Origin of the sequence: Nonomuraea sp. NPDC049624 (assembly GCF_040675255.1) — a bacterium.
In the GTDB taxonomy this organism is placed as follows: domain Bacteria; phylum Actinomycetota; class Actinomycetes; order Streptosporangiales; family Streptosporangiaceae; genus Nonomuraea.
This window is the reverse complement of record NZ_JBFAOR010000009.1, coordinates 204,356-230,325: the sequence shown is the minus strand read 5'-3', so window position 1 is coordinate 230,325 and position 25,970 is coordinate 204,356. Positions and strand designations below refer to the sequence as shown.

Sequence of the window (25,970 nt, the reverse complement as noted above, 5' to 3'; positions counted from 1 at the left end):
CGACGTGAATGTGACCCTGACTGCGAGTCGCAGAGCGGCGAAACGGAGGAGCACGGTGATCAATACTCATGACGAGTTCGACGTTGTCGTGATCGGCGGAGGCCCTGGCGGCTCGGGTACGGCGGGACTGCTGGCCCAGCGCGGGCACCGGGTTCTGGTGCTGGAGCGGGAGAAGTTCCCGCGCTATCACATCGGCGAGTCGCTGATCACGGGGTCCATGCCCACGCTGGAGGAACTGGGCCTGAAGGACCGGCTGGACCAGATGGGGTTCGTCAAGAAGTACGGCGGCACCCTGTTGTGGGGCAGGAACCAGGGCACCTGGGACTTCCGCTTCGCCGAGGCGTCCAACTACGAGTACGCCTACCAGGTGCGCCGCGCCGATTTCGACGCCCTTCTGCTGGCCAGGGCCAGGGAGCTGGGCGCGACGGTGTTCGAGGAGGCCACGGTCAAGGACCTGGTGTTCGACGGCGACCGCGTCACCGGCGTCACGTACGCGGTGAAGGGCGACGACGAGCAGCGCACCGCCCGCTGCCGCCTGCTGATCGACGCCACCGGGCAGCAGCACCTGCTGGCCCGCCGCTTCGACCTCATCGAGTACCACGACGACCTGCGCAACATCGCCGTCTGGTCGTACTGGCAGGGGTGCAAGCGCTACGGCGGCACGCGCTTCGGCGACACCGTCACCGAGAACCGCCCCGCCGGCTGGTTCTGGTTCATCCCCCTGCACGACGGCACGGTGAGCGTCGGCTACGTCACGCCCATCGAGGAGTACAAGAAGTCCGGCAAGAGCCTGGAGGACCTGTACGCCTCGGAGCTGGCCGCCGCCGAGGAGGTGCGGGCCCTGACCGAGGGCGCCACCCGGGTCAGCGGCTTCCGCAGCATCCGCGACTGGTCCTACACCTGCACCCGTTTCCACGGCTCCGGCTGGGCCCTGGTGGGCGACGCGGCGGCCTTCATCGACCCGCTGCTGTCCACCGGCGTCGGCCTGGCGCTGCGCGGCGCCCACGGGCTGGCCGGCGCGGTGGACGAGATCCTCGCCGACCCGGCCTCGGAGGAGGCCGTGCTGGCCCGCTACGAGAAGGACTACCGCGAGTTCCTGAACTCCCTGCTGGACTTCGTGCGCTTCTTCTACGACCGCACCAGGCACAAGGAGGAGTACTGGGACAGGGCGCAGAAGACCCTCGACCCCAGCAAGCTCCGCCCCCGCAAGATCGACTTCGCCACGATGCTCTCGGGCGTCTCCGGCATCCACGCCATCTTCCACGACGACTGAGGAACCCGCTGATGTCGCCTACAACTGTGCACGGACACGTCGCCGAGCAGGCCAGGCGCACGCCCGACGCGGTCGCGGTGTCGGCGGGCCCGGTGCGGCTGACCTACCGGGAGCTCGACGAGCGGGCCAACCGCCTCGCCCACCGCCTGCGCGGGCTCGGCGCCGGCCCCGAGACGCCGGTCGCGGTGCTGATGGAGCGCTCGGCCGACCTGGTCGTCACGCTCCTCGCGATCCTCAAGACGGGCGGCTGCTACCTGCCCGTCCACAGCGCCTACCCGGCCGACCGCCGGCAGTGGATCGTCGACTCCTCCGGGACGCCCGTCCTGGTCGCCGACCGGGCCAAGGCCGCCGCCGGCCTGCCGGCCGCCCCCGCGACCCTGCTGGCCGACGACGACCCCGCCACCGCCACACAGCCGTCCACGGACCCTGACGTCGCCACCGGCCCCGACGACCTGGCCTACGTCATCTACACCTCGGGCTCGACCGGGCACCCCAAGGGCGTCGCGGTCACCCACTGGGACGTGCTCGGCCTGGCCCTCGACCCCTGCTGGGACACCGGCGCCCACGAGCGCGTCCTGATGGTCGCGCCGTACGCGTTCAACGTCTCGACGTACGAGCTGTGGGTGCCGCTGCTGCACGGCGGCACGATCGTCGTGGCGCCGCCCGGCGAGCCGGACCTCGACACCCTGCGCCGGCTGATCCGCGAGGAGCGCATCACCGGGCTGCACCTGACCGCCGGGCTGTTCCGGGTCGTGGCCGAGGAGGGGGCGGACTGCCTGGCCGGCGTCCGCGAGGTGCTGACCGGCGGCGACGTGATCGTGCCCGCCGCCGTCCGCCAGGTGCTGGCCGCCTGCCCGGGGACGACCGTGCGGGCCATGTACGGCGCGACCGAGGTCACCCTGTTCTCCACCCACGCCCCCCTGACCGCCGGGACCGAGCTGGGCACGACCGTGCCGGTCGGCGGCCCGATGCGGGACGTGCGGCTCTACGTGCTCGACGACCGCCTCAGCCCGGTCCCCGGCGACCTGGAGGGCGAGCTGTACATCGGGGGCAGGGGAGTGGCCCGGGGCTACTACGGCCGCCCCGACCTGACCGCCGAGCGCTTCGTCGCCGACCCGTTCGGCGGGCCCGGCGAGCGCATGTACCGCACCGGCGACCTGGTCCGGCGCAACGACGACGGGCAGATCGAGTTCATCGGGCGGGCCGGCGACCAGGTCAAGATCCTGGGCTTCCGGGTCGAGCTGGCCGAGGTGGAGGCCGTGCTGGCCGGCTATCCCGGGCTGGCGCACGTCGCCGTCGTGGCCGGGCAGTCGCGGCAGGGCGACAAACGCCTGGTCGCCTACGTCGTGCCGGCCGCCGAGGCCCCCGACCCCGCCGCGCTGCGCGCCCACGTGCGCGCCTCGCTGCCGGACTACATGGTGCCCACGGCGTTCGTCGTGCTGGACGCGCTGCCCCTGACCGCCAACGGCAAGGTGGACCGCGCGGCCCTGCCCGACCCCGACACCGAGCCCGGCTCGGCCTACCGCGCGCCGCAGAACCCCCGCCAGGAGGTCCTGTGCACCGTGTTCGCCGAGGTGTTCGGCGTCGAGCGGGTCGGCGTGGACGACAGCATCTTCGACCTGGACGTCCAGTCGCTGCTGGCGATGCGGCTGGTCAGCCGGATCCGCGCGGCGCTGGGCGTGAACCTGTCCATCGGCGACCTGTTCGACGCGGCGACCGTGGCCGGCCTGGACGAGTGGCTAGAGGCCGGCGCGCGCACCCAGTGAGAGGGACGAGATGAGCAACCCGTTCGACGACCGGGACGCGGCCTTCCGCGTGCTGGTGAACCACGAGGGCCGGCACTGCCTGTGGCCCGCCTTCGCCGACGTGCCCGCGGGATGGGAGGTCGCCTTCGGCCCCGCCGTCCGCGACGCCTGCACCGAGTACGTCACCACCCACTGGACGGACCTGCGCCCGCGCGGTCTGGCCGCCCGGACGGACGCCGGATAGCCCATGACCACCACGACGATCTTCGACGACCTGCGCCTGGACCACATCGGCTTCTACGTCGGCGACCTGGACGGCGAGACCGAACGGCTGACCGGCTCCCTGGGCCTGACGGCCCACGCCACGGCCCGGGACGACCGGGCCCGCGCGGCCGCCCTGGGCGCGAACCGGATCAGGTTCGTGCTCACCCAGCCGCTGGCCGCCGACCATCCCGGCGCCGGCTACCTCGACCGGCACGGCGACGGCGTGTCCGACATCGCGCTGGGCGTGCCCGACGCCGCGGCCGCCTACCACGAGGCGGTGCGGCGCGGCGCCCGTCCGGTCGCGGCCCCCGCCGGGCGCGACGGCTTCGTCACGGCCGCCGTCCACGGCTTCGGCGACGTGCTGCACACGTTCGTGCAGCGCCCGGCCGGGGCGGCGGAGCGGGCGCTGCCCGGCTTCCGCGACACCGGGCCGCGGCCGGCCGATTCCGCCCTCGGGCTGCAGGAGGTGGACCATCTGGCCGTGTGCGTCCCGGCCGGGGAGCTCGACGCCACCGTCGAGTGGTACCGGCGGGTGCTCGGCTTCGAGCTCACCTTCGCCGAGCGCATCGCCGTCGGCTCGCAGGCCATGACCACCAAGGTCGTCCGCAGCCGCGGCCGCGGCGAGGTGACGTTCACGCTGATCGAGCCGGACGTGACCAGGACGCCCGGCCACATCGACGAGTTCCTGCGCGACCACGGCGGCGCGGGCGTGCAGCACCTGGCGCTGGCCGCCGCCGACATCGTGGCCGCGGTGGAGGGCAGCGCGGCCCGCGGGGTGGAGTTCCTGACCGCCCCCGACGTCTACTACAGCCTGCTCGCCGAACGGGTCCGGCCGGTGAAGTACCGGCTGGAGGACCTGGCCCGGCTCGACATCCTCGTGGACGAGGACCACGACGGGCAGCTCTACCAGATCTTCGCCCGCTCCACCCACCCCCGCGACACCTTCTTCTTCGAACTCATCGAGCGACTGGGCGCGCGCAGCTTCGGCAGCGGCAACATCAGCGCCCTCTACCGGGCCGTGGAGCTCCAGCGCAGCGGCCGACGCGATGCCCGCACGGAGGCGGCAGCATGACCATTTCCCCGCCGGCGATCCGGTACCCCCTGTCCTACACCCAGCACTTCCTGCGCCTGTTCGACCAGGGCGACGCCCAGGGGCCCTTCAGCGCCCGCTACAACATCGTCGTCGGCTGGCGCCTGCGCGGCCGCATCGACGTCGACACCCTCCAGCTCGCCATGGACGACGTCGCCGACCGGCACGACGCGCTCAACATGACGATCACCCGGGGGGAGGGGGAGGCGTACCAGGTGCGGCAGCCGTCCGCGCCGGCCCGGCTGCTGGTGGTCGACCTGCCGGCCGCCGCCCCCGAGGAGCGCGCGCTGCGGGCCGAGGAGCTGCTCACCGAGGTCGAGGCCGGCTCCTACAGCCTCCAGGAACTGCCGCACCTGCGCGCTATCCTCGGCCGGTTCGACGACGAGGACGCGGTGCTCGCGCTGATCGTGCACCACACCGCGGGCGACGGCTGGTCCATGCAGCTGCTCATCCGCGACATCGTCACCCGCTACGCCGAGCGCCGCGGCCACGCCGTGCCGCAGCTGCCCGAGCCCCGGCCCTACCACGAGTACGCCGGACGGCAGCAGGAGCAGGCCGGCAGCGCCGAGACCCAGGCCGCCCGCGACTTCTGGGCCGAGCGGCTGCGCGGGGCGCGCATGCTGGCCGTCCCCACCGACCACGCCAGGTCGGCCGGGCTGGCCAAGGTCTGCCCGGTCCACCGGTTCTCGCTGCCCAAGGACGTCTCCGCCCGGGTGATCGGCTACGCCAGGACGATGCGCAGCTCGCCGTTCATGGTGCTGCTGGCCGCCTACAACGTGCTGCTCAGCCGGATCACCGGGGCCACCGACCTGGTCGTCCCGGTGATCAGCTCCGGACGCGGGCAGCCGGAGTTCCAGGAGACCGTGGGGCCGTTCTTCAACTTCCTGCCGCTGCGCACCGGCCTGGACGGCTGCGCCACCTTCCGGCAGGTCGTCGAGCGCTCCCGCCGGACCTGCATGGACTCCTACGCCAACGAGATCCCGTTCCTGCAGATCGTGGCCGAGGCGCCCGAGCTGATGGCCGACGCCGCGCTGGAGAGCAAGGCGCTGTGCGCGCTCCAGGTCTGGCAGTTCGCCACCGGCATGGACGGCGAGCGCGTCGGCGACCTGGAGATCGCCGAGGTCCGCGAACGCCTGCTGGACCAGCCCAACGGCACCGACATCCCCGACGGCGCGCTGCTCACCTTCGACATCGCCCCCTCCGGCGAGATCTTCGGCAACTTCGCCTACAACAGCAACCTGTTCACCGAGAGCACGATCGTGACGATGGTGGCCGACTTCGGCGAGATTCTGCGCGCCGGCCTGGCCGCCCCCGACTCGCCTCTGGAGTGATCGCCATGCGCGTGATGTTCACCGTCTTCCCCGCGACGGCGCACTTCCTGCCGATCGTGCCCTACGCCTGGGCGTTGCAGGCGGCCGGGCACCAGGTGGTGGTGGCGGCCCCGCCGGGCGTCGACACCGGCGTCTCGGTGCCCGACTTCCACCGGTCGGTGAACGCGGCCGGGCTGACCGCGGTCTCCTGCGGCGCGCCCGAGCCGCTGTCGGTGCACGACCGCGGCTACCCCGGGTTCGCCGATCTGATCCCGACGATCGAGGAGTCGGAGCGCCTGGTCGCCGCGCTCGGCATCACCGAGGCGGAACGCCCGCCCTGGGATGTCTTCTACCACTTCGCGCTGCTCACCATGCGCAACTACCATCCGCCGGAGCCGCGCCAGGACGTGCGGGCCGTCGTCGAGTTCGCCCGCGAGTGGCGGCCCGACCTCGTCCTGTGGGACCCGTGGTTCCCGTGCGGCGCGGTGGCGGCCCGGGTCTGCGGCGCCGCCCACGCCCGTACGCTGCTGGCCCCCGACTACACCGCCTGGGCCGCGGACAGGTTCGCCGGCAGCGGCGAGCGCAACCCCATGACCGGGGTGATCGGCCCGCTGGCCGACGCGTACGGCGTGACCGTCGACGACAACCTGCTGCTCGGCGACTGGACGGTGGACCCGTTCCCGCCCGGGATGAGCCTGCCCACCCCCGGCGTGCGCCGCCTGCCCGTCCGGTACGTCCCCTACACCGGGGCGAGCGTCGTGCCCGAGTGGCTGCGGCGGCCGCCGGAGCGGCCACGGGTGGCGATCTCGCTGGGCGTGTCGATGCGCACGTTCTTCAAGGGCGACTGGGGCCGCACCGCCAAGCTGATGGAGGCCGTGGACGGCCTGGACGCCGAGGTCGTCGCCACCCTGGACGCCAACCAGCTGCTCGACCTGGACCGCCCGCTGCCCGCCAACGTGCGCGTGTTCGACTACGTGCCGCTCGACCAGCTCCTGCCGACCTGCTCGGCGATCATCCACCACGGTTCGATCGGCACCTTCGCGGCCGCCTCGGCCATGAACGTCCCGCAGATCGTCTGCGACACCGACGAGCACAACCGGCTCGTCGGCACCCCCGTCGAGGGCGGCATCGACTGGCAGCTCCAGTGCCAGAAACAGCTCACCTCGACCCGGACCTCCCGGTACGTCACCACGCGCGGCGCCGGCGTGCGGATCAACCACCAGACGCAGTCCGCGGCCGAGATCCGCGACGAGCTGCTGCGCGTGCTGAAGGACCCCTCGTTCACCAAGGGCGCGGCCGCCATCCACCAGGACTGGCTGGCCACGCCGAGCCCGACCGACATCGTCGCGGAGCTGGAGCGGCTGACCGCCGCCGCCCGGTAGCCGTCGACCCCTCAGACAGGAGGCGGACAGTTGCGGATCCTGGTCACCGGCGGCGCCGGTTTCATCGGCTCGGAGTTCGTCAGAGCCACGTTGCGCGACTCGCCGGGCACGCGGGTCACCGTCCTGGACAAGCTCACCTATTCCGGCAACCTGGAGAACCTCGACCCGGTGGCCGGCCACCCGGGCCTGCGCTTCGTGCAGGGCGACACCGCCGACCCGCTGGTGGCCGACGAGGTGGTGGCCGGGCAGGACGCGATCGTGCACTTCGCCGCCGAGACGCACGTCGACCGGTCGATCGTCAGCGCGACCGGCTTCGTGCGCTCCAACGTGCTGGGCACCCAGACCCTGCTGGAGGCGGCCCTGCGGCACGGCGTCGGCCGTTTCGTGCACGTCTCCACCGACGAGGTGTACGGCTCCATCGCCGAGGGCTCGTGGACCGAGGAGACGCCGCTCGCGCCGAACGTGCCGTACGCGGCCTCCAAGGCCGGCTCGGACCTGCTCGCGCTGGCCTTCCACCGCACGCTCGGCCTGGACGTCGTGATCACCCGCTGCACCAACAACTACGGCCACTACCAGTTCCCCGAGAAGGTCATCCCGCTGTTCGTCACCAACCTGCTCGAAGGCCGCCGGGTGCCCCTGTACGGCGACGGCGGCAACCGGCGCGACTGGCTGCACGTCTCCGACCACTGCCGGGCCATCCGCATGGTCCTCGACCGCGGCCGGGCCGGCGAGGTGTACCACATCGGCGGCGGCAGCGAGCTGAGCAACCTGGAGCTGACCGCCCGCCTGCTGGAGGCGTGCGGGGCGGGCTGGGACATGGTCGAGCACGTCCCCGACCGGCCTGGGCACGACCTGCGCTACTCCCTCGACATCTCCAAGATCGAGCGGGAGCTGGGCTACGCGCCGTCGGTCGACTTCGAGACCGGGCTGGCCGCGACCGTCGCGTGGTACCGGGACAACCGGTCCTGGTGGGAACCGCTCAAGCACCGCGAGCTCGCCGTGGCCGCCCACTGAAGATCATGAGGAGAAGCCATGCAGGACATTGTCCGACGTCTTGACACGTGCCGGGTCTGCGGGCGCGACGACTGGCTGGAGGTCACCTCCTTCGGGTCCGTGCCGCTGGCCAACGGCTTCCTCGACCCCGCCGACCTCCCGGCCGAGGAGCCCGCCTACCCCGTGGACGTCATCGTGTGCCGCAACTGCCGGCTGATGGCCATCCGGCACGTGATCAGACCCGACGTGCTGTTCCGGCACTACGTGTACGTCACCTCCGAGTCCGACCAGATGACCGCCCACATGCGGCGCATCGTCGGCTGGTGCACCCGCCGGGCCGGGCTCGCGCCCGGCGAGCTCGTCGTCGAGCTGGGCAGCAACGTCGGCCTGCAGCTCGCGCTCTTCCAGGAGCAGGGGCAGCGGGTCGTCGGCGTGGACCCGGCCGAGAACCTGGCCGAGATCGCCAACGCCCGCGGCGTGCGCACGCTGCCCGAGTTCTTCGGCGCCGACCAGGGCCGCCGCATCCACGCCGAGCAGGGCGAGGCCAAGCTGGTGCTCGGCCGCCAGTGCTTCGCCCACATCGACGACGTGCACAACGTGCTGGACGGCGCAACCGCCGTGCTGGCCCCCGACGGGCTGGTCGCGATCGAGGTCCCGTACCTGCTGGACCTGCTGGAGGAGAACCAGTTCGACACGATCTACCACGAGCACCTGTCGTACTACTCGGTCACCACCCTCGCCCACCTGTTCGCCCGGCACGGCCTGCGCATCGTGGACGTCGAGCGGGCGGCCGTGCACGGCGGCTCGATCGTCGTCTTCGCCGCCAGGGAGGACTCGGCCCACCCCGCCCGGCCCTCCGTGAACCGGCTGCTGTCGCTGGAGCGGCAGAGCGGCCTCGACTCCGACGACGCCTACCTGGCCTTCGCCGAGCGCGCCCACCAGGTGATCAGGCAGATCGGCGACCTCGTGCGCGACCTGGCCGGCCGCGGCCTGACCGTCGCCGGGTACGGCGCGCCCTCCAAGGGCACCACCCTGCTGCAGTTCTGCGAGCTCGGCCCGGCCGAGGTGCGCTTCTGCAGCGACACCACCAGCCTCAAGCACGGCAGGCTGCTGCCCGGCACCCGCATCCCGTGCCGCTCGCCCGAGCAGGCCCGCGACCAGCAGCCCGACTACTACCTGCTGCTCGCCTGGAACTACGCCGACGAGATCATCTCCAAGGAGCAGGACTTCCTGCGCCGCGGCGGCAAGTTCATCATCCCCATCCCGCAGCCGAGGGTCGTGACGGCCGAGCCCGTCCCGGCGGTGGCCTGAAGGAGATCTGCATGGAATACGGATCCGACCACGCCGAGTACTACGACCGCGTCTTCCGCAGCCGCGGCAAGAGCTTCGAGGGCGAGGCCCGGGAGCTCGACCGGATCATCAGGGAACGGTCGCCGCACGCGGCCTCGCTGCTCGACGTCGCCTGCGGCACCGGCGCGCACCTGGAGACCTTCGCCAAGCTCTTCGACCACGTCGAGGGGGTCGAGCTGTCGCCCGACATGCGGGAGGTCGCCGGCCGGCGGCTGCCCGGCGTGCCGCTGCACGCCGGCGACATGCGCACCTTCGACCTCGGACGCACCTTCGACGCCGTGACCTGCATGGGCAACGCCGTCGGCGAGCTGGGCTCCTACGAGGAGCTGGTGGAGGCCGTCGGCCGCATGGCGGCCCACCTGGAGCCCGGCGGCGTCCTCGTCGTCGAGCCCTGGTACTTCCCGGAGAACTTCCTCGACGGGCACGTCGGCGGCCACACGCTGGTGGAGGAGGGGCTCGTCATCTCCCGCATGACGCACTCGCGCAGGGAGGGCGGCAAGAGCCGGCTGGAGGTGCGGTTCAGGGTCGCCGACGCCTCGGGCTTCAAGGAGTTCGCCGAGGTCCTCTACTCCAGCCTGTTCACCTGCGACCAGTACCTGGAGGCGTTCGCCAAGGCGGGCTGCCGGGCCGATTTCCGGCCCGCGTTCAAGCTGGCCGACGGCCGGCCCAACAGCCCCGGGCTGTTCGTCGGCGTGCGCGAGGAGGCCGGCGATGGCCTTCGGTGAGCCCCTCGTCGTCGGCCGGCCCAACGCGGGGGAGCGGGCGCGCCTGCTGGAACGGCTCGGCGGCGTGCTCGACCGGCTCTGGCTGACCAACAACGGCCCGCTGGTGCGCGAGTTCGAGGCCCGCCTGGCCGACCTGACCGGCGCCCGGAACGCCGTGGCGACCTGCAACGCCACCACCGGCATCCAGATCGCGGCCAGGGCCGCCGGGCTGCGGCCGGGCGACGAGGTGATCGTCCCGTCCTTCACCTGGGTGGCCACCGCCCACGCGCTGGAGTGGATCGGCATCGTCCCGGTCTTCTGCGACTCCGACGAGATCACCGGCAACGCCGACCCCGACCACGTCGAGCGCCTGATCGGCCCGCGCACCCGCGGCATACTCGGCGTGCACGTCTTCGGCTACCCGTGCGACGTGGACGCCCTGGAGCGCCTGGCCCGCGAGCACGGGCTCGTCCTGCTGTTCGACGCGGCGCACGCGCTCGGCTGCACCTACCGGGGCAGGCCGATCGGCACGTCCGGGGACGCCGAGATCTTCAGCTTCCACGCCACCAAGTTCGTCAACAGCGTCGAGGGCGGCGCGATCGTCACCGACGACGACGACCTGGCCGCGCGCGTCAGGGAACTGCGCAACCAGGGCATCGACGCGGCCGGTCAGATCTCCGGGGCCGGCACGGTGGCCAGGATGAGCGAGTTCCACGCGGCCATGGGGCTGACCTCGCTGGAGGCCATCGACACGATCGTCGAGGCCAACCGGCGCAACCAGCGGGTCTACGAGGAACTGCTCGCCGGGCTGCCGGGCGTCGTGGTGCGCGGCCAGGCGCCCGGCGAACGGGCCAACTTCCAGTACCTGGTCATCGAGGTGGACGAGGCCGTCGCCGGCGTGTCGCGGGACGCGGTGCTGGCGGCGCTGCTGGAGGAGAACGTGCACGCGCGGCGCTACTTCTCCCCGATCTGCCACCAGGTCGAGCCGTACCGGTCGGACCCGGGCAGGCACTTCCCGCTGCCCCTGCCCCGCGCCGAGGGCCTGGCCGCCCGCGTCCTGTCCCTGCCGACCGGCCCCACGGTGGACGCGGGGCACATCGCCGGCATCTGCCGCGTGGTCCGGGAGACCGTCCGGGCGGCCGACCGCCGGCTGGTCGCCTGACCCGCGACGAGGGCGCTCCTCGACGGGGCGCCCTCGTCCGTCAGGCCGCGGGCACGGTCCCCTGGACGGCCTCGGGGACGGGGGTCACCCGGCGGCGCACGGCCAGGCCGAACAGGGCGACCAGCAGGCCGCAGGCGCCCGCCAGCGCGAAGGGGGCCGCGGGCCGCCACAGGTCGTAGAGCCAGCCGCCGACGCCGGAGATGACGAAGATGCCGATCGCGCCGCAGAGCGTCTGGACGCCGAAGCTGGAGCCCCGGTAGCGGGCCGGCACCTGCTGGGCCAGCAGCGGGCCCGCCGTGGTGATGACGCCGATCTCGCCCAGTCCGACGGCCGCCGCCACCAGCATCATCCCCGGCCCGAGCGGGTCGCTGACCAGCAGCGTCGACAGGTACGCGGCCCCGGCCAGCGCCTGGGCCAGGATCACCACGTCCTGCCGCCGCATCCGGTCGCCGAGCCAGCCGAACAGCGGCGCGCCCACCACGATCACCATGTACGCGATGCCCACGATCGCGCCGCTCTTGGCCAGGGCCTCGGTGGCGGACATGCCGCGCACGGCCTTGGCGTGGTCCACGATCCACAACGACAGGAAGCTCGCCACCAGCGCCAGGTCGGCCCTGGCCACGAAGGACGCCGCGTACGACAGCGCCACGCCGGGGTCGCGGGCCAGCCGCACGCCCTCGACGACCAGCCGCCCCAGCCCGGCCCGCTCACCGGCCGGCTGCCCGGCCTGCTGCTCGGCGGGCGGCTCGACGGACGCGGCCAGGCCGGGGGCCAGCGTGCCGCGCAGGGCCAGCGCGCCCAGCAGCACCAGCCCGGCGACCACCAGGAAGCCCACCTTGGCCGCCGTGGCCGGGGCCATGCCGCCGCCCTCCAGCATGTTCGGCAGGCGTACCAGCACCAGCACCGCGACCACCGCGCCGATGCCGCTGAACAGGCCGAGCCAGCCGTAGGCCTTGCCGCGCGCGCGGTCGCGCACGTAGTCGGCGGTGATCGCGGACATGGTGACGTTCAGCGCGGCGATCCCCAGGGCGAACACGACGCGCAGGGCGACCAGGACGGGGACGTTGCCCGCGAACGGGTAGAGCGCCGCGCCGAGCGCGCACAGCAGCAGCCCCGCCACGGCGACCGGCCGCCGGCCGATCCGGTCGGCGAGCGCGCCGTACCAGGCCAGGCTCAGGATGAGCGCCGCCTCCGCGGCGACCTGGAGGTAGCCGGTCGTGCGGCCCAGGTCGTCGCCGGACAACCCCAGCGCGTCGGTGAGCAGGTACGGCTGGGCGGCCGGCAGGAACGTGATGACCGCCGTGCCGAGGAGCCCGAGCCCCATGCATGCCCAGAGGTTGGTCCTGCTGATGCCCGCCGCGGGGTCGAGACCTAACATGGCAGAGATCATCCCAACGTCAGCCCTAGATCGTCTAGGTTTGGCACATGATGAGTGACCGAGTCCCGCCGGGCGTCAGCGCCGCGGTGCCCAACGTGGCGCGGATGTACGACTACTACCTCGGCGGGAAGGACAACTTCGCGTCCGACCGGGCCGCCGCGGAGAAGGTGCTGTCGATCATCCCCGAGATCAGGGGCGACGCCCGCAACAGCCGGGCCTTCCTGCAGCGCGCCGTGCGCCACCTGCGGCAGGCGGGCGTCGACCAGTTCCTCGACATCGGGTCGGGGCTGCCGACCGCGGGCCACGTGCACGAGGTGATCGACGGCGCCAGGATCGTCTACGTGGACAACGACTCGGTCGTGCTCACCCACTCCCGCGCCCTGCTCGGCCACTCGCCCGACGTCACCGTCCAGGAGGGCGACCTGCGGCGGCCGGAGGCCGTCATGGAACGGGCGGCGGAGGTGCTGGACTTCTCCCGGCCGATCGCGCTGCTGGTGGTCTCGCTGCTGCACTTCGTCACCGACGACGAGGACCCGGTGGGCGTCGTCCACCGCTACCGCGACCTGCTGCCCGCCGGCAGCCACATCGTGCTGACGCACGTCGCCCCCGACACCATGCCGAGCAAGGCCGACGACGTCAGCGCCGTCTACCGCAACGCGACCTCGCCGTTCACGGCCCGCAGGCGGTCGGTGTTCGCCTCCATGCTGGACGGCTTCGACCTCCTGGAGCCGGGCATCGTCAACACCCGCGAGTGGCGTCCCGACGCCGACACCGACCCGTCCCCGATCGACGGCGACTACCACCTGTGCGCGGTGGGCCGCAAGCGCTCCTGACCCGCGCGGCTCCGCTGCGGCCTGGCCCATCACCCTCCGGGTGGTGGGCCATACGTGTGCCGGTCGCCACACCGTTTCGAACATGTGATCCAAAACTTGTGGGCTTCCGTCGCCGGTCGTGCTTACGATCTTGGTGTTCGCCGGCCGGGTCGTCCGGCCGGCCCTACCGGACGGAGAGATGTCCTTGAGGCGTGCAATGATCACGTCGGCCGCCGCGCTGAGCCTGCTGGCCCCCGTCGTCGTGGCCGGCCCCGCACGGGCGGCCACCGTCGCGACGGTCCCGCTGGCCACCGTCGTGGACAAGGCCAGGGAGGTGGCGGGGTTCTGGCTCGCCGACGACGCGGCCAACCTGCGGGCCGCCACGCCGTACACCGTGCCGGCCGCGGCGACGGGGGGCGAACGCCTGTCCACCGGCGTCGTCCCGGACGGGCCCGCGGTCAGCACCCCGCCGATCGGGGCCGAGAACCCGCCGCCCGGCGACGAGGTCGTGACGTCCGGCAAGGTGTTCTTCATCGGCAGCGACGGCCTGCCCCACTGGTGCACCGGCACCTCGGTGCAGTCGGCCTACCGCAACCTGGTGGCCACGGCAGGCCACTGCGTGTTCGACATCGAGGCCCCGATGGGCGCGCTCGGCAAGTGGGTCTTCGTCCCGGCCTACTCCGACGGCGCCACCCCCTACGGCCTGTACGTCGGCAAGCAGGGCGTCACTCACTACGACTTCGAGGACCTGCACGACTTCGACCGGGACTACGCCTTCGCCACCGTCCACAGCGGCGTCGTCCTGTCCGCCCCGGGCGCGCTGACCACGGTCGGCCGCCTCGGCGACAACGTCGGCGGCCTCGGGATCGCGGCCAACCAGCCGCTCCCGCCCGCGGCCGACGTCTTCGGCCACCCCTCCGGGCCGCACCCCGACGGCTCGAGCCCGTACGGGGGCGGGAGCCTCGAACGCTCGACCGGGCCGACGTTCGCGGTGAAGCCCTCCGGCCTGCGCGTGGACCGGCCCGTCGGCGTGGACTCGCCGTTCACGGCCTCGCCCGGGGCGGCGTGGGTGACCGGCTACGACGCCGAGACCCGGGCCGGCTACCTGAACGGCCTGACGATCAGCGTCGCCGACACCGACGCCGACGGGCGGTACGACACCGGCGTCTCCCCGTACTTCGACACCGGGCTGTTCCAGGTCTACCGGGACGCGGCCAACCGCTGGACCGGCTCCATCACCTACGTCTCCGGCTGACGGGAGCCGCCGGGCCGGCTGGTCGGGCGTCAGGAGCTCGCGGCCGGGACCGCGCCGGCGTCCGGCAGGCCGTGGGCCTCGGCGGACAGGTCCTGCCAGTCGTCCCACATCTTGAGCCGGTCGGCGTACGCCTTCTGGACCATCGGGTAGAAGCCCTGGCCGAACAGCACGCGCAGGGGCGGGTTCTCGGCGTCGACGAGCTTGAGCAGGGCCCGGGCGGCGGCCTTGGGGTCGCCGGCCGGCTGCTTGCCCGTCATCGCGGCCAGCCGTCGGCGCAGGTCGTCGTAGGCCGGGTCCGGCGTGGCCAGGTGGCCGTTGGCGAGCGGGTCGGGGTTCTTGCCGTTCCTGGTGGCGAAGCCGCCGGGCTCGATGATGGTCACCTTGACGCCGAACTCGGCGACCTCGCCGGCGAGCGCCTCGTTCAGCCCTTCCAGGGCCCACTTGGAGGCGTGGTAGGCGCCGCCGAGGGGGACGGCGATGAGCCCGGCGGCCGAGGACAGCTGGATGATGTGGCCGCTGCCCTGGGCGCGCAGGTGGGGCAGGACGGCCTGGATCACCCACACCGCGCCGAACAGGTTGGTCTCCAGCTGGTCGCGCAGGTCCTGCTCGGTCAGCTCCTCGACCGCGCCGACCTGGGCGTAACCGGCGTTGTTGACGACGACGTCCAGGCGGCCGAAGTGGCCGACGGCCCGCCGCACCGCCTCGGCGACGGCGGCCCTGTCCGTGACGTCCATCGCCAGCGGGAGTATCGCCTCGCCGTGGGCGGCCACCAGGTCCTGGAGGTCGTCGGCGCGGCGCGCGGTGGCGGCCACCCTGTCGCCGCGGGAGAGCGCGGCCTCGACGAACTCGCGGCCCAGGCCGCGGGACGAACCGGTGACGAACCAGATCTTGCTCATGGTGACCTTCTGTCCTTCCGTTGCTGGGTGCCGGGCACGGGACATCGATTTCTCGGTTGTGCATTGATTGCACTCCCGTGCAGCGACTGCACATAGATATACTCAGCTCGCGAGTGGTCGTCAACACGGCCGCGCACCGAACAGACCGGCGGCCCAAAGGAGTGACAGACGGCATCATGACCAGTGACGATCCGGTCCGCGGCGGCGGACGAGAAGCGCAGCGCCGCCGCACCCGCAAGGCGATCATCGACGCGGCGATCCGGCTGAGCGCCGGGGGCGCCACCCCGTCCATCGACGAGGTGGCGGCCGCCGCCGACGTGTCCCGCCGCACGGTCTACACGTACTTCCCGACGCTGGACCACCTGCTGATCGACGCGACCGCGGGGGCGATCAACGATCCGCCGGTCGAGCAGGCGCTGGCCGACCCCGCGCTGGCCGGCGACCCCGCCGCCCGCGTCGACGCCCTCATCAGGACCCTGCTGGAGCACTCCCCGCAGTCGCTGCCCCTCGGGCGCCGGCTGATCCGCCTGACCGTCGACCCGCCGGTGGGCGGCTCGCCAGGGGCGACCGGCCCGCGCCGCACCCAGCGGCGGGTGGGCTGGCTGGAGCAGGCCTGCGCGCCGCTGCGTGACACCCTGAGCGAGGAGGCGTTCCAGCGGCTGATCTCGGCGCTGACCGTCGTGGTCGGCTGGGAGGCGCAGATCGCCCTGCGTGACGTCCGCGGCCTGGACGCCGAGGCCGAACGGGAGACCGTCCGCTGGGCCGCGCGTGCCCTGGTGAACGCGGCCATCAGCGAGAACGGCCGCGGTCCCGGCGCGACCGCCTGAGCCCGCGCCGGCCGTCCCGGGGACGGCCGGCGCCGGGCCCTCGTCCTCCGCCTGGTGGCGGCCGTGCGAAGATCAGGCTCCCTTGTGTGTGCGGGTCATGGAGGCGACGCGGTGCTGAACGAGCGGGAGCGGACGCGAGGCGGCCGGACGGCGTTACGTCCGAGGCTGGTGGCGGCCGGCTGGGACTACCTCGTGATCGCCGCCTGGCTGACGGTGCTGGCCGGAGTGTTCGTCCCGCTGAGCCGCGCGGGAGCGGGGTTCGGCGGGCTCGGCGCCCTGGGCACCGACCTGCTGATCACCGCGCTGAGCGTGCTGCCCCTCGGGGCGTACCTGGTCATCGGGGAGGCGGGGCGGCGGCAGGCCACGTGGGGCAAGCGGCGGGCGGGGCTCGTCGTGGCACTGGACGGCGGGGGGCGGCCCGGCGTGGCGCGGATCGCAGCGCGCGCCCTGGTGAAGCTGCTTCCGTGGCAGTGCGCGCACATGGCGGTCTCCCGGCTGGTCCGCGACCCGGACTCGGCGATCGCCATGCCGCTTCTGGTCGCGGCGTACGCCCTGGCCGGGGCCTCGGTCGTGCTGGTGCTGACCCGCCGCGACCGGGCCGCCCTGCACGACCTCGTGACGGCCACACGGGTGGTGCCGTCGCCCTGATCACACCTCCGGCAGGGAGGGGTCGGGCCGCCAGGGGCTCGGCGCGGTGATGGACCAGCGTTCGTGGTCGCGCCAGGCGCCGTCGATGTAGAGGTAGTCCGGCGACAGCCCCTCGTACCGGAAGCCCAGGCGCCGGGCCAGGGCCAGGGCCAGGGACGCCTTGTTCGCCGGCTGGATGTTGGCCTCCAGGCGGTGGAGCCGCAGGTCGTCGAACGCGTGCCGCAGGGCGAGGGTCAGCCCGTCGGTCATGTAGCCGCGCCCGGCGGACGGGGCGAAGGCCGCGTAGCCGAGGGACGCCCCCTGGTAGCGGCCCCGCGGGTGCAGCTCCACCCGTGACGGCATGTCGGACATGGGGCAACCTTAGGGCGTGCCGCGCGCGGCGTCGTCCCCGTCAACTCGCCGTGGTGGTCCAGGAGCGGTGGGCCGTCTCGCGGATCTCCTCGTCGGCCGTCTGCTCCACCCGGGCCATCGCCGCGCGCAGGATGGGCGGCGTCATCAGCGAGGTGACGATCGCGACCAGCACCACCAGCGTGTACGCCTCGACGCTGAGGATGCCCAGCCGCAGGCCGACCATGGCCACCACGACCTCGATCACGCCGCGCGCGTTGAGCCCGGCGCCCAGGGCCAGCGCCTCCCAGCGGTTGAGCCGGCTCAGCCGGGCTCCGGCGTACGCGCCGGCGAACTTGCCGACGATCGCGACGGCCAGCACCGCGAGCCCGGCCAGCAGCACCGGCGGCCGGGTCAGCGCGGTCAGGTCCATCCGCAGCCCGGCGGTGGCGAAGAAGACGGGGGCGAAGCCGGACAGCGTCACGGTGCGCAGCGGCGCCAGCCGGGCCGGGTCCACCCGTCCCGCGCCGCCGATGAGCATGCCCATCACGAACGCGCCGAAGACCGACTCCAGGCCGAGCGCGTGCGTCCCGGCCGAGGCCAGCACGATCAGCATGATCGCCATGCCGACCGTCGGGCCCGCCTCGGGCGACCGGGCCGCCAGCCGCATCGCGCCGCGCACCAGCGGACGCCCGACGGTCAGGGCCGCCACGACGATGGCCACGAGGTAGGCCAGCGAGGTGAGCACGGTGCCGGTGCTGACCGCGTTGACGGCCATGGCGCTCACGATCGAGAGCATGAACCAGCCGAACGCGTCGTCGATCATCCCGGCGGTGAGCGTCAGCTGGCCGATGTTGCGGTGCAGCAGGCGCAGGTCCATCAGCGTCTTGGCCAGCACGGGGATCGCGCTCACGCACATCGCCACGCCCATGAACAGCGCGAACACCGTCCCGTCGGTGCCGTCGGGCACGATCATCCGGGGCAGCAGGAACCCGGTGGCGATGCCGAGCCCGAGCGGGATGACCAGGCCGCCCACGCTGATCCCGGCCGCGGTGGCCGCCCGCCGGCGCACCAGGTTCAGGTCCATGTGGATGCCGGTCAGGCCGACCAGCAGCAGCACGCCGACCTGCCCGACGGCGTCCAGGAGGTGGAACTGGCCGGGGTCGGCGGGGAAGAGCCAGCGCTGGAGGCCCGGCGCGACGTGCGCCAGGATCGACGGCCCGAGCACGACGCCGGCGAACAGCTCGCCCACCACGGCGGGCAGCCGGAACCGGGCCGCCAGCGCCCCGAGCCCCAGGGCCAGGCCGAGCAGCACTCCGATCTGCAACAGGAACACGAGCATGCCGTGCGCGCCGATGGGGGCGATGGGCGTCTGCATGAATACCCCTGGAGGTCGATCCTGGTTTCCGAACCTGGATATTCAGCAAAGAACGCCCGGCGCGGGCGCCGCAACGGGCCCGTTCACATGCGGCAATCTCCGAGAAAGCAGCCCAGGAAGATCCGCAATCACGGAGAAACCGGCGGAGCTCAGCCGACGGAGCTCAGCCGGTGGCGCGCGGGCCGAGCAGCACCGGCAGGGCGCGCACGCCGTTGTCCAGCAGCGAGGTGAGCCGGGGCAGGTCGTCCAGCGGCCCGGCGGCCCGGATGCCGGGGAACGTCGCGAACAGGGCCGGCAGCGCCACCTCGGCCTGCAGCCGGGCCAGCGGCGCGCCCAGGCAGAAGTGCGGCCCGTGCCCGAACGCCAGATGCGGCACGGCCGGCCTGGTCACGTCGAAGTCGGCGGCGTTCTCGCCGAACCGCTCGGGGTCGCGCCCGGCGGCGGAGAAGCAGGCCAGCACCGCCTCGCCCGCCCGCAGCCGGACGCCCTCGATCTCCAGGTCCTCCATGGCGTAGCGCATCGGGAAGTAGGCGTTGGGCGACTCCCAGCGCAGCGCCTCCTCCACCGCCGCGCTCCACGGCACGGCCCCCGAGCGCAGCAGTTCGAGCTGCTCGGGCCGTTCGAGCAGGGCGCGCACGGCGTGCGCGATGAGGTTGATCGTCGTGACGTGGCCGGCGATCAGCAGCACCTGCACGGTGTCCCGCAGCTCGGCGTCGTCCAGCCGGCCCTGGGCGTGCAGCGCGATCAGCTCGCTCGTCAGGTCCTCGCCGGGCGTGCCGCGCCGCACCTCGATGATCTCGCCGACCAGCTCGAACAACGCCCTGCGCCCCTCCGGGCTGTCCGGCGGGCTCTGGTCGAGCTGCACCACCTCGTCGGTGAGCGCGCGCAGGCGCTCGCGGTGGGACTCGGGCACGCCCAGCATCTCGACGATGACGCGCAACGGCAGCGGGTAGGCGTACTCGGCGCGCAGGTCGACCGGCTCGCCCGGCGGCCGGGCCGCCAGGTCCTCCAGCAGGTCGCCGACGATGGAGGTGATCCACGGCTCCATCCGCTGCACCTGGCGCGCGCTGAACAGCTTGACCAGCGGGCCGCGCAGCCGCCGGTGGTCCTCGCCGTCGGCGTTGAGCATGGACGCGTCGGTGACGAGCCGCATCAGCGACGTGCCCTGCGGGGCCGCGGCGCGGGCCGCCGGGTCCCAGTACCGGATGTCGCGCGTCATCGCCGGGTGCGACAGCACCGCCTCCAGCGTCGCGTGGCTGGTGGCGGCCCAGGCCAGCACCCCCTCGACCCGTACCGGGACGAGCGGGCCGGCCCGGCGCAGCCGCTCGTCGCTGTCGTGCAGGTCGAGGGTGGCCGGGTCGAGGACGAACTCGGGTTCCATGGTCATCCTGTCTGTCTGGTGCGGTCGGGCGGTCATCGGCTCGACGTCGCCCCGCTGTAGCGGCGGGGGAGGACCATGACCGGGTTGTCGTCGAGGATCACGTCCGGCGGCCCGAAGCGTTCGGCCACCCGGCGGATCTCGGGGTCGTCGAGCAGCAGCAGCCGGCCGTCGAGGACGAGCGGCTCGTCGTCGGCGTACAGGGTGGGCCGGTCGACCTGGCAGTCGCAGTGGGCGAAACCGGGCGCGGTGGTGACGGCCACGCCGTCGGTGAGCGCGTCGAGCCCGCAGTAGAACGCGCCGGCGTGCTTCTCCCGCTCGAACTGGCTGCCGCCCGCCACCCGCACCTTCGGGTTCAGCCCGATCAGGGCGTGCCGCAGGTAGAAGCCGCCGGGGGAGAAGCGGCGCAGCCGGTCGGCGTCCGCCCCGCCCTCGATCTTCTGCACGACGTTGCTGGCCAGGTGGACGCTCAGCGGCTCCTCGGGCACGCCGGTCACCGTGCAGTCCTCGACGACGAGCACGCCCTCGGTGTCGGCGGGCCAGAAGTTGACGCCCCCGTACGGGAAGGGCCGCCACTGGCCGGGGCCCGGCGGCTCGGCGTCCGGCATGAGGGTCAGCCCGGACAGCGTCAGGTCCGTGCCGGCCGTCGAGGTGACCCGGATCCTGCTGGTCGCGGCCAGCTTCTCCAGCGTGCGGTGCGCCAGGGCGTAGAAGACCTCGTTGGGCAGGCGGGCGCCGGTGAGCAGCGCCCCGGCCGTGGCGCTCATGTGCAGGGACGCGAACCTGACCGGCAGGGCGGCGATCTCGTCGAAGAACAGCGGCGCGGTGTGCACCTCGCCCCACCAGGTGCAGGCGATGACGACGTCGGACGCCCCGACGGCGGCCCGCTCGACGTGGTGCCCGGCCCCGCTGTCCCAGCCGCCCGGGCTGAACGGCGCCACCGACAGGATGTGCACGTCGGCGTCCCGGTAGGCCGCCGCGGCCGCGATGGCCTGGACGACCACCGGGTCGACGGTGTGCTCGGCCAGCACCAGCACCCGCTCGCCCGGCGCCACCCGCAGGTAGTGCACCAGGTTGCGGGCGCCGGGCATGAGCTCGACGATCGAGTACGGCGCGGCCGTCGGCTCGGCCGCGTAGCCGAAGGGCGCAGTGGCGTACGGATTCGTGGTCATCGTTGTCTCCCCCGGTGCCGGTCGTACCCGCTGCCGTGCCAACCCGCGGCAACGCCACGCCTCGATCACGGAAAGGATGCGGCGTCGGCGCGGGCGGCACCACTGCGGGCGCGGTGTCAGCGCGAGCGCCGCCGCGACCCGGCCGACAGCTCGATCGGGTCGAAGCCGAACGCGTCCGCCGGGTCGTGGCCCAGGTACAGGTCACGGACCAGCTCGCCGGCCGCCGGGGCGTTGCACAGCCCGTGGCCGGAGAACCCGGTGGCGTACAGGAACGCCGGCGATCCGGGCAGCCGGCCGATGAAGGCCGACCGGTCGGGGCTGGCGTCCCTGGGGCCGCGCACCGCCGTCTCCAGCCCGGACAGGTCCAGGCCGGGGTAGGTGGTGGCGAGCTGCGCCCTGGCCTTGACGAACCAGGCGTCCCGGTCGGTGCCGGGGTTGCCCATGCCGATCAGGACCCGGTCGCCGCGCCGGCGGATCAGCAGCCCGCTGGCGGCGTGCAGGGTGACCGGGATGTCCGGCACCTCGGGCAGCGGGCCGGTGGTGAGCAGCTCCTGCACCGCCGGGCCGGTCAGCGGCAGGTCCACGCCCGCCGCCGAGGCGATCCAGCCCGACCAGGCCCCGGCCGCGCACACGATCGCCTGCGCGGTGAGCGTGCCGTCCGCGGTCTCGACCCGCCCGGTGGCCGGATCGACGGCGGTGACCGGGCAGCCGGTGCGCAGCGAGGCCCCCGCCCGCGCCGCCCCCTCCGCGTACGCCTCCACGATGGCGGCCGTGTCGCTCACGAACGCCTGCGGCGACCACGCGGCCGCCAGCAGCGACGGCTCCTCGACCAGCGGGTTGAGCCGCCGGGCCTCCTCGGCGCCGATCAGCGACACGTCCACGCCCGCGGCCCGCTGCGCCGGCAGCTCGTCCTCGAACCTGTTCACCTGCTCCCGTTCGGTGAACAGCACGAGGTAGCCGACCTGCCGCATCGGCAGCTCGACGCCGGGCCAGCGCGGGAACGACTGGTACGCCGACAGGCTGCGCACCGCCATCGCGGAGCTGACCGGGTCGCCGGAGAAGTAGGCGCGCAGCACGTCCGCGGTGGCCCGCGAGGCGCCGGAGGCCAGGTCGTCGCGTTCCAGGACGACGGTCTCCACCCCCGCCTCGGCCAGGTGGGCCGCGATCGACAGGCCGATCACGCCGCCGCCGATGACCACCACCTCGGCCCGGTCGGCCTGGCTCATGCCGGCGCCACCGTCCCGCCCTCGAAGGGAGTCAGCATCGAGCCGGAGATCGGGGCCACCGAGCCGTCCGCGCGCAGGTGCTCGTCGACCTGCCACGGGAAGAGCTGGAGGTTCCAGGCGCCCAGGCAGTTGACGTACAGGGCCATGTGGCTCATGAGCGCGACGAAGTCCTCGCGGTCCTGGAGCTGGTCGGCGACCTCCAGGGCGCGCTCGGTGAACTGGTGCAGCTTGTTCAGCCCGCAGTAGCCGAGGAACTCGGCCGGGGTGGCGGCCATGATGCGCGCCATCTGCTGCAGGAACTCCAGCGGGAGCTGTTGTTGCTGGGCGGCCCTGACCAGGCCGGAGTAGCAGCAGTAGCCCAGCGGGCGGGTCTCGCCGTTGACGAACAGCATCGTGGTCAGCGTGGTGCCGAAGCTGCCCGCGCCCGAGGCGATCCGGCCCTCGTGCAGGTCGACCAGCTCCTGGGGCGGGTCGAGCCAGATGCGCTCGATCTCCTCGTGCAGCTCGGCGAGGAGCTGCTCGGCCTCGGCGTGCCGGGCCGTCGGGCGCCGCAGCTGGTGACCGCCGCCGTCGCCGGCCCTGCGCACCTCGACGATCACGGGCTCGCCGCCGGAGTACACCGACTGCCACACCGCCTGCCCGGCCTCGGCGAGCGCGTCGAGGTCCTCCTCGCGGACGGTGCCGATGGGCGTGGCGGGCATGGGCTCGCTCAGCGGGCCGTACTTGATGCCGAGGTGCTGGAGGCGGGAGCAGAACACCGATCCGTCGGGCGCGATCCGCCGGTCGATCTTGTGGACGCCCGGGACGTGCAGCAACTCGGGCATCGGGGCCAGGTGGTAGAGATGGTGGCCCGCCACGAGGGCGTGGCCTTGCAGGCTGCGGTAGGGCAGGGTCCGCCACAACGCGTCGGCGAGGTCGCGGTTGCGTCCGTCAAGGTCTGCTGTGACCGATACGCCGATGGTGGGCCAGAGAATTTCGATCTGCCGCTCAGTGGCCGATTTGTTCATAACGCGGACAGTAACACAGCCGTTACGACACGTAATTGAGGGGGCGGGCGGCACCCCGAAGGGGAATTGCCCGAAAATGTGGCCCTATGGGCGGCCGGTGCGCACGCCGGCGGAAGAAGTTTTGGCGCCCCAGTCGCTTCCGACTGGGGCGATGCCCACATTAGGGCGTTTTGTCTGTTTTGTATAGGTTCTTTTACGCGAACGTGCGGGCCGCGCCTGGACGCGGCCCGCACGCGGATCGGCTCACCCGCCGTCAGCGGCCGATCAGAAGACGTTCACCCCGTAGGCGCTCAGCGCCTCGGTGACCGGCTGGAAGAACGTCGTCCCGCCGCTGGAGCAGTTGCCGCTGCCGCCGGAGGTCAGGCCGAGCGCGACGCCGCCGGAGAACAGCGCGCCGCCGCTGTCGCCGCCCTCGGCGCAGACGTTGGTCTTGATCATCTGGCGTACGGTGCCCTCGGCGTAGTTCACGGTGGCGTTGAGCGCCGTCACCGAGCCGCTGTGCACGTGCGTCGTGCTGCCGCTGCGCTGCACGGACTGGCCGACGTAGGCGTTGCCCGCGCTGGTGATGTCGCGCGAGCCGCTGTAGAGGTCCACGCCGCCCGGGTGGGCGATGCTGGTGTTGGTGTACTTGACGATCGCGTAGTCGTTGCCCGGGAAGCTGGACCCCGTCGTGTTGCCCAGGGTCGTGGTCTTCGCGGAGTTGGCGTACCACGTGGAGGCGATGTTGCCGCAGTGACCGGCGGTCAGGAAGTAGTAGGTCGAACCGCTGACCACGTTGAAGCCCAGCGAGCAGCGGTACTGGCCGCCGTAGATCGCGTCGCCGCCCTGGATGAAGAGGCTGAACCTGCCGGGCTCGTTCTCGACGCGCACCGCGGGCGTGGCCGCCTCGGCGCTCTGGCCCTGCGCCGCGGCCGCCTGGGTGTTGGCCTGCTGGACCGCGATCTGGACCTTGGTGCGCGCGCTGCTCGCGACGGTGCTGTCCACCCAGACGACGACCTGGTTGGAGGCCGGGTCGACGGCCCACGCGGTGCCGGGGACGGCGGCCGTGCGGTCGAGGAAGGACATGATGGCCTCAAGTGCGGGGCCGCTGCGGGACACGACCCGCGGCACGGCGCCCGAGGCGGTGATGGCCTCGGCGTCGGCCGGATCGGTGGTGGTGACCACCATCTTGCCCTGTGCCTGGTCGAAGTAGGAGCCGGCGGTGCGGGCGCCGAGCTGCCCCTCCAGCCTGGCCGCGGCGGCGGCCGGGTCGGCGGCGGGCTGGGCCGGCGCGGGCGATGCCTGGGCCGGTACGCCCGTGACCGCGCCGGTGAGGAGTCCGGCGGTGGCGACGATCAGTGCGGCGCGCCGGATCCGTAAGCCATGGATGCTCACTGGAGCCTCCTGAGGGTGGGGTGACTTGTCCGCAAATATGAACAAAATCCCTAAGGAGGGCAAGGGGCTGTCATACTGATTTTTTGACCGGGAGTAATAGATCAAGGAAGGGGCGTCGCCGCTTCAGGTGCGCCGCTGACCTGGCCTTATGTCCCGGAGAATGAGATCGCATCGGCCCGAGCAGGACTCATGAAAAGTTCGACCCGGCAGTTTCGGCGATGTCAAGAATGTTGTTTGTGCCGTGCAGGAACGTCTCGGCGAAGGCGTCCCGGCCCAGCACGGCGACGGCGGACGCGGTGATCCGCTCCACGTCGCCGCGTTCGGCGTCCGGCAGCCGGGCGCCCACGCTGCCGCGCAGCCCGTCGGCCGCGCCGAGCAGCAGCGCGGCCCGGTCCGCCGCCCCCGCCAGCGCCGCCGCTCCGGCCAGCCCCTCCAGGGAGAGCGCCAGGGTCCGCGGCTCACCGGTCGAGCGGGCGATCTCCAGGCCGCGCCGGTGGCGGGCGGCGGCCGACTCGTGATCGCCGCGCAGCTCGGCCACGAACCCCAGCTCGGCGTGGACCAGGTGCGCGCCCGCGGGTGAGGAGGGATAGACGTCGCGCAGCCGGGCCAGGAAGGACTCGGCGGCGTCGAGATCCCCGGACCGCCGCGCGCCCAGGGCCAGGCCCATCACCGCGTGCACCTCGCCGTAGAGGTGGCCCTGCCGCGCGGCCAGCTCCCGCGCGCGCTCGTGCAGGTCGCGGGCCAGCCCTGGCCCGGCCCGCTGCCCGCCGACGGCGGCCGGCGCGAGGCGGAACGGCTGCTCGACGCGGGCGCCGACCTGGTGTCGCTGGGACGCGCCTTCCTGGCCAACCCCGACCTGCCCGACAGGCTGGCCGCCGGGGCCCCGCTGAACCCCGTCCGCATCGAGCACTGGTACGGCGGCGACCACACCGGCTACACCGACTACCCGGCCCTGCGCCGGCCTGCTCTGGCCTGAGACCACCTGCTCGCACCGGCGGCGTGGCCGCGGCTCCCAGCTG

The 25,970-nt window shown here is 73.0% G+C and carries 24 protein-coding genes and 1 pseudogene; 15 read left to right on the top strand and 10 right to left on the bottom strand.

All coding sequences use genetic code 11. The annotated features are described in order from the left end of the window. Positions 1-55 precede the first annotated feature (55 nt). The 10 genes from AB0J76_RS34930 to AB0J76_RS34885 are packed head-to-tail and all read left to right on the top strand — an operon-like array spanning position 56 to position 11,273. Positions 56-1,273: an NAD(P)/FAD-dependent oxidoreductase gene (locus AB0J76_RS34930; RefSeq protein ID WP_352330092.1), complete on the top strand. Its 1,218-nt coding sequence runs from the start codon at positions 56-58 to the stop codon at positions 1,271-1,273. A gap of 11 nt (positions 1,274-1,284) precedes the next feature. Then, positions 1,285-3,039 carry a non-ribosomal peptide synthetase gene (locus AB0J76_RS34925; RefSeq protein WP_352330093.1) on the top strand — a complete coding sequence of 585 codons (1,755 nt, stop codon included), beginning with the start codon at positions 1,285-1,287 and terminating at the stop codon, positions 3,037-3,039. Between the two features lie 10 nt (positions 3,040-3,049). After that, a complete protein-coding gene (locus tag AB0J76_RS34920) occupies positions 3,050-3,262 on the top strand; it encodes an MbtH family protein (protein ID WP_352330095.1) in 213 nt (70 codons plus the stop codon). A gap of 3 nt (positions 3,263-3,265) precedes the next feature. Then, positions 3,266-4,354 carry a 4-hydroxyphenylpyruvate dioxygenase gene (gene hppD, locus AB0J76_RS34915; protein ID WP_352330097.1) on the top strand — a complete coding sequence of 363 codons (1,089 nt, stop codon included), beginning with the start codon at positions 3,266-3,268 and terminating at the stop codon, positions 4,352-4,354. Then, on the top strand, positions 4,351-5,703 hold the full coding sequence (locus tag AB0J76_RS34910) for a condensation domain-containing protein (RefSeq protein ID WP_364391950.1): 1,353 nt from the start codon (positions 4,351-4,353) through the stop codon (positions 5,701-5,703). Before hppD ends, AB0J76_RS34910 begins: the two co-directional genes overlap by 4 nt. Positions 5,704-5,708: 5 nt before the next feature. Next, positions 5,709-7,064 carry a nucleotide disphospho-sugar-binding domain-containing protein gene (locus AB0J76_RS34905; protein WP_352327800.1) on the top strand — a complete coding sequence of 452 codons (1,356 nt, stop codon included), beginning with the start codon at positions 5,709-5,711 and terminating at the stop codon, positions 7,062-7,064. Positions 7,065-7,094: 30 nt separating this feature from the next. Continuing rightward, positions 7,095-8,078, top strand: coding sequence for a dTDP-glucose 4,6-dehydratase (rfbB, locus tag AB0J76_RS34900; protein WP_352327799.1), 984 nt, complete (start codon positions 7,095-7,097; stop codon positions 8,076-8,078). 18 nt (positions 8,079-8,096) lie between these two features. Beyond that, entirely contained in the window at positions 8,097-9,368 is a 1,272-nt protein-coding gene (locus AB0J76_RS34895) for a class I SAM-dependent methyltransferase (protein ID WP_352327798.1), read from the top strand. Between the two features lie 11 nt (positions 9,369-9,379). Next, positions 9,380-10,132, top strand: a complete 753-nt coding sequence (locus AB0J76_RS34890) for a methyltransferase domain-containing protein (RefSeq protein ID WP_352327797.1) — start codon at positions 9,380-9,382, stop codon at positions 10,130-10,132. Next, on the top strand, positions 10,119-11,273 hold the full coding sequence (locus tag AB0J76_RS34885) for an aminotransferase class I/II-fold pyridoxal phosphate-dependent enzyme (RefSeq protein ID WP_352327796.1): 1,155 nt from the start codon (positions 10,119-10,121) through the stop codon (positions 11,271-11,273). Before AB0J76_RS34890 ends, AB0J76_RS34885 begins: the two co-directional genes overlap by 14 nt. A gap of 40 nt (positions 11,274-11,313) precedes the next feature. On the opposite strand, the gene AB0J76_RS34880 is transcribed toward AB0J76_RS34885, so the two are convergent. Then, positions 11,314-12,651: an MFS transporter gene (locus AB0J76_RS34880; protein ID WP_352327795.1), complete on the bottom strand. Its 1,338-nt coding sequence runs from the start codon at positions 12,649-12,651 to the stop codon at positions 11,314-11,316. Positions 12,652-12,698: 47 nt separating this feature from the next. Here AB0J76_RS34880 and AB0J76_RS34875 point away from each other — a divergent pair, with 47 nt between their 5' ends. Both AB0J76_RS34875 and AB0J76_RS34870 read left to right on the top strand, forming a co-directional pair. Next, positions 12,699-13,484 carry an SAM-dependent methyltransferase gene (locus AB0J76_RS34875; protein WP_352327794.1) on the top strand — a complete coding sequence of 262 codons (786 nt, stop codon included), beginning with the start codon at positions 12,699-12,701 and terminating at the stop codon, positions 13,482-13,484. A 178-nt stretch (positions 13,485-13,662) separates the two neighbouring features. Further along, complete coding sequence (locus AB0J76_RS34870; protein WP_352327793.1) at positions 13,663-14,718, top strand: hypothetical protein; 1,056 nt, start codon at positions 13,663-13,665, stop codon at positions 14,716-14,718. Positions 14,719-14,747: 29 nt separating this feature from the next. Here AB0J76_RS34870 and AB0J76_RS34865 read toward each other — a convergent pair whose 3' ends face one another. Then, positions 14,748-15,614, bottom strand: a complete 867-nt coding sequence (locus AB0J76_RS34865) for an SDR family NAD(P)-dependent oxidoreductase (protein WP_364391942.1) — start codon at positions 15,612-15,614, stop codon at positions 14,748-14,750. A 176-nt stretch (positions 15,615-15,790) separates the two neighbouring features. Here AB0J76_RS34865 and AB0J76_RS34860 point away from each other — a divergent pair, with 176 nt between their 5' ends. Beyond that, positions 15,791-16,441, top strand: a complete 651-nt coding sequence (locus AB0J76_RS34860) for a TetR/AcrR family transcriptional regulator (RefSeq protein ID WP_352331495.1) — start codon at positions 15,791-15,793, stop codon at positions 16,439-16,441. A gap of 111 nt (positions 16,442-16,552) precedes the next feature. Further along, positions 16,553-17,089 carry an RDD family protein gene (locus AB0J76_RS34855; protein WP_352328983.1) on the top strand — a complete coding sequence of 179 codons (537 nt, stop codon included), beginning with the start codon at positions 16,553-16,555 and terminating at the stop codon, positions 17,087-17,089. Here the strand turns inward: AB0J76_RS34855 and AB0J76_RS34850 are convergent, their stop codons facing one another. From AB0J76_RS34850 to AB0J76_RS34815, 8 genes are all read right to left on the bottom strand, one after another. Further along, positions 17,090-17,440 (bottom strand): GNAT family protein, encoded by a 351-nt coding sequence (locus AB0J76_RS34850; protein ID WP_352328981.1) that lies wholly within the window; start codon positions 17,438-17,440, stop codon positions 17,090-17,092. A 40-nt stretch (positions 17,441-17,480) separates the two neighbouring features. Continuing rightward, the gene (locus AB0J76_RS34845; protein ID WP_352328980.1) at positions 17,481-18,794 is read right to left on the bottom strand and encodes a cation:proton antiporter; all 1,314 of its coding nucleotides are present in this window, start codon (positions 18,792-18,794) and stop codon (positions 17,481-17,483) included. Between the two features lie 163 nt (positions 18,795-18,957). Continuing rightward, positions 18,958-20,175 carry a cytochrome P450 gene (locus AB0J76_RS34840; RefSeq protein ID WP_352328978.1) on the bottom strand — a complete coding sequence of 406 codons (1,218 nt, stop codon included), beginning with the start codon at positions 20,173-20,175 and terminating at the stop codon, positions 18,958-18,960. A 32-nt stretch (positions 20,176-20,207) separates the two neighbouring features. Then, positions 20,208-21,344: a hypothetical protein gene (locus AB0J76_RS34835; RefSeq protein ID WP_352328976.1), complete on the bottom strand. Its 1,137-nt coding sequence runs from the start codon at positions 21,342-21,344 to the stop codon at positions 20,208-20,210. Between the two features lie 116 nt (positions 21,345-21,460). Further along, complete coding sequence (locus AB0J76_RS34830) at positions 21,461-22,570, bottom strand: FAD-dependent oxidoreductase (RefSeq protein ID WP_352328974.1); 1,110 nt, start codon at positions 22,568-22,570, stop codon at positions 21,461-21,463. Further along, positions 22,567-23,577 (bottom strand): hypothetical protein, encoded by a 1,011-nt coding sequence (locus tag AB0J76_RS34825; RefSeq protein ID WP_352328972.1) that lies wholly within the window; start codon positions 23,575-23,577, stop codon positions 22,567-22,569. Before AB0J76_RS34825 ends, AB0J76_RS34830 begins: the two co-directional genes overlap by 4 nt. A 264-nt stretch (positions 23,578-23,841) precedes the next feature. After that, on the bottom strand, positions 23,842-24,951 hold the full coding sequence (locus AB0J76_RS34820) for a S1 family peptidase (protein WP_352330681.1): 1,110 nt from the start codon (positions 24,949-24,951) through the stop codon (positions 23,842-23,844). Between the two features lie 187 nt (positions 24,952-25,138). Beyond that, positions 25,139-25,621, bottom strand: a complete 483-nt coding sequence (locus tag AB0J76_RS34815; RefSeq protein ID WP_352330683.1) for a tetratricopeptide repeat protein — start codon at positions 25,619-25,621, stop codon at positions 25,139-25,141. An 87-nt stretch (positions 25,622-25,708) separates the two neighbouring features. Here AB0J76_RS34815 and AB0J76_RS34810 point away from each other — a divergent pair. Further along, positions 25,709-25,927: pseudogene (locus AB0J76_RS34810) on the top strand (alkene reductase); the annotation flags it as partial. Between the last annotated feature and the right edge of the window lie 43 nt (positions 25,928-25,970).

What these genes read in the sequence shown, in the direction of transcription:
- AB0J76_RS34890 (WP_352327797.1), top strand. Translation starts at nt 9,380, where the DNA reads ATGGAATACGGATCCGACCACGCCGAGTACTACGACCGCGTCTTCCGC.
- AB0J76_RS34905 (WP_352327800.1), top strand. Translation starts at nt 5,709, where the DNA reads ATGCGCGTGATGTTCACCGTCTTCCCCGCGACGGCGCACTTCCTGCCG.
- AB0J76_RS34835 (WP_352328976.1), bottom strand. Translation starts at nt 21,344, where the DNA reads ATGACCACGAATCCGTACGCCACTGCGCCCTTCGGCTACGCGGCCGAG.
- AB0J76_RS34840 (WP_352328978.1), bottom strand. Translation starts at nt 20,175, where the DNA reads ATGGAACCCGAGTTCGTCCTCGACCCGGCCACCCTCGACCTGCACGAC.
- AB0J76_RS34920 (WP_352330095.1), top strand. Translation starts at nt 3,050, where the DNA reads ATGAGCAACCCGTTCGACGACCGGGACGCGGCCTTCCGCGTGCTGGTG.
- hppD (WP_352330097.1), top strand. Translation starts at nt 3,266, where the DNA reads ATGACCACCACGACGATCTTCGACGACCTGCGCCTGGACCACATCGGC.
- AB0J76_RS34925 (WP_352330093.1), top strand. Translation starts at nt 1,285, where the DNA reads ATGTCGCCTACAACTGTGCACGGACACGTCGCCGAGCAGGCCAGGCGC.
- AB0J76_RS34885 (WP_352327796.1), top strand. Translation starts at nt 10,119, where the DNA reads ATGGCCTTCGGTGAGCCCCTCGTCGTCGGCCGGCCCAACGCGGGGGAG.
- AB0J76_RS34845 (WP_352328980.1), bottom strand. Translation starts at nt 18,794, where the DNA reads ATGCAGACGCCCATCGCCCCCATCGGCGCGCACGGCATGCTCGTGTTC.
- AB0J76_RS34860 (WP_352331495.1), top strand. Translation starts at nt 15,791, where the DNA reads ATGACCAGTGACGATCCGGTCCGCGGCGGCGGACGAGAAGCGCAGCGC.
- AB0J76_RS34895 (WP_352327798.1), top strand. Translation starts at nt 8,097, where the DNA reads ATGCAGGACATTGTCCGACGTCTTGACACGTGCCGGGTCTGCGGGCGC.
- AB0J76_RS34825 (WP_352328972.1), bottom strand. Translation starts at nt 23,577, where the DNA reads ATGAACAAATCGGCCACTGAGCGGCAGATCGAAATTCTCTGGCCCACC.
- AB0J76_RS34910 (WP_364391950.1), top strand. Translation starts at nt 4,351, where the DNA reads ATGACCATTTCCCCGCCGGCGATCCGGTACCCCCTGTCCTACACCCAG.
- AB0J76_RS34830 (WP_352328974.1), bottom strand. Translation starts at nt 22,570, where the DNA reads ATGAGCCAGGCCGACCGGGCCGAGGTGGTGGTCATCGGCGGCGGCGTG.
- AB0J76_RS34880 (WP_352327795.1), bottom strand. Translation starts at nt 12,651, where the DNA reads ATGTTAGGTCTCGACCCCGCGGCGGGCATCAGCAGGACCAACCTCTGG.
- AB0J76_RS34870 (WP_352327793.1), top strand. Translation starts at nt 13,663, where the DNA reads ATGTCCTTGAGGCGTGCAATGATCACGTCGGCCGCCGCGCTGAGCCTG.
- AB0J76_RS34865 (WP_364391942.1), bottom strand. Translation starts at nt 15,614, where the DNA reads ATGAGCAAGATCTGGTTCGTCACCGGTTCGTCCCGCGGCCTGGGCCGC.
- AB0J76_RS34875 (WP_352327794.1), top strand. Translation starts at nt 12,699, where the DNA reads ATGATGAGTGACCGAGTCCCGCCGGGCGTCAGCGCCGCGGTGCCCAAC.
- AB0J76_RS34850 (WP_352328981.1), bottom strand. Translation starts at nt 17,440, where the DNA reads ATGTCCGACATGCCGTCACGGGTGGAGCTGCACCCGCGGGGCCGCTAC.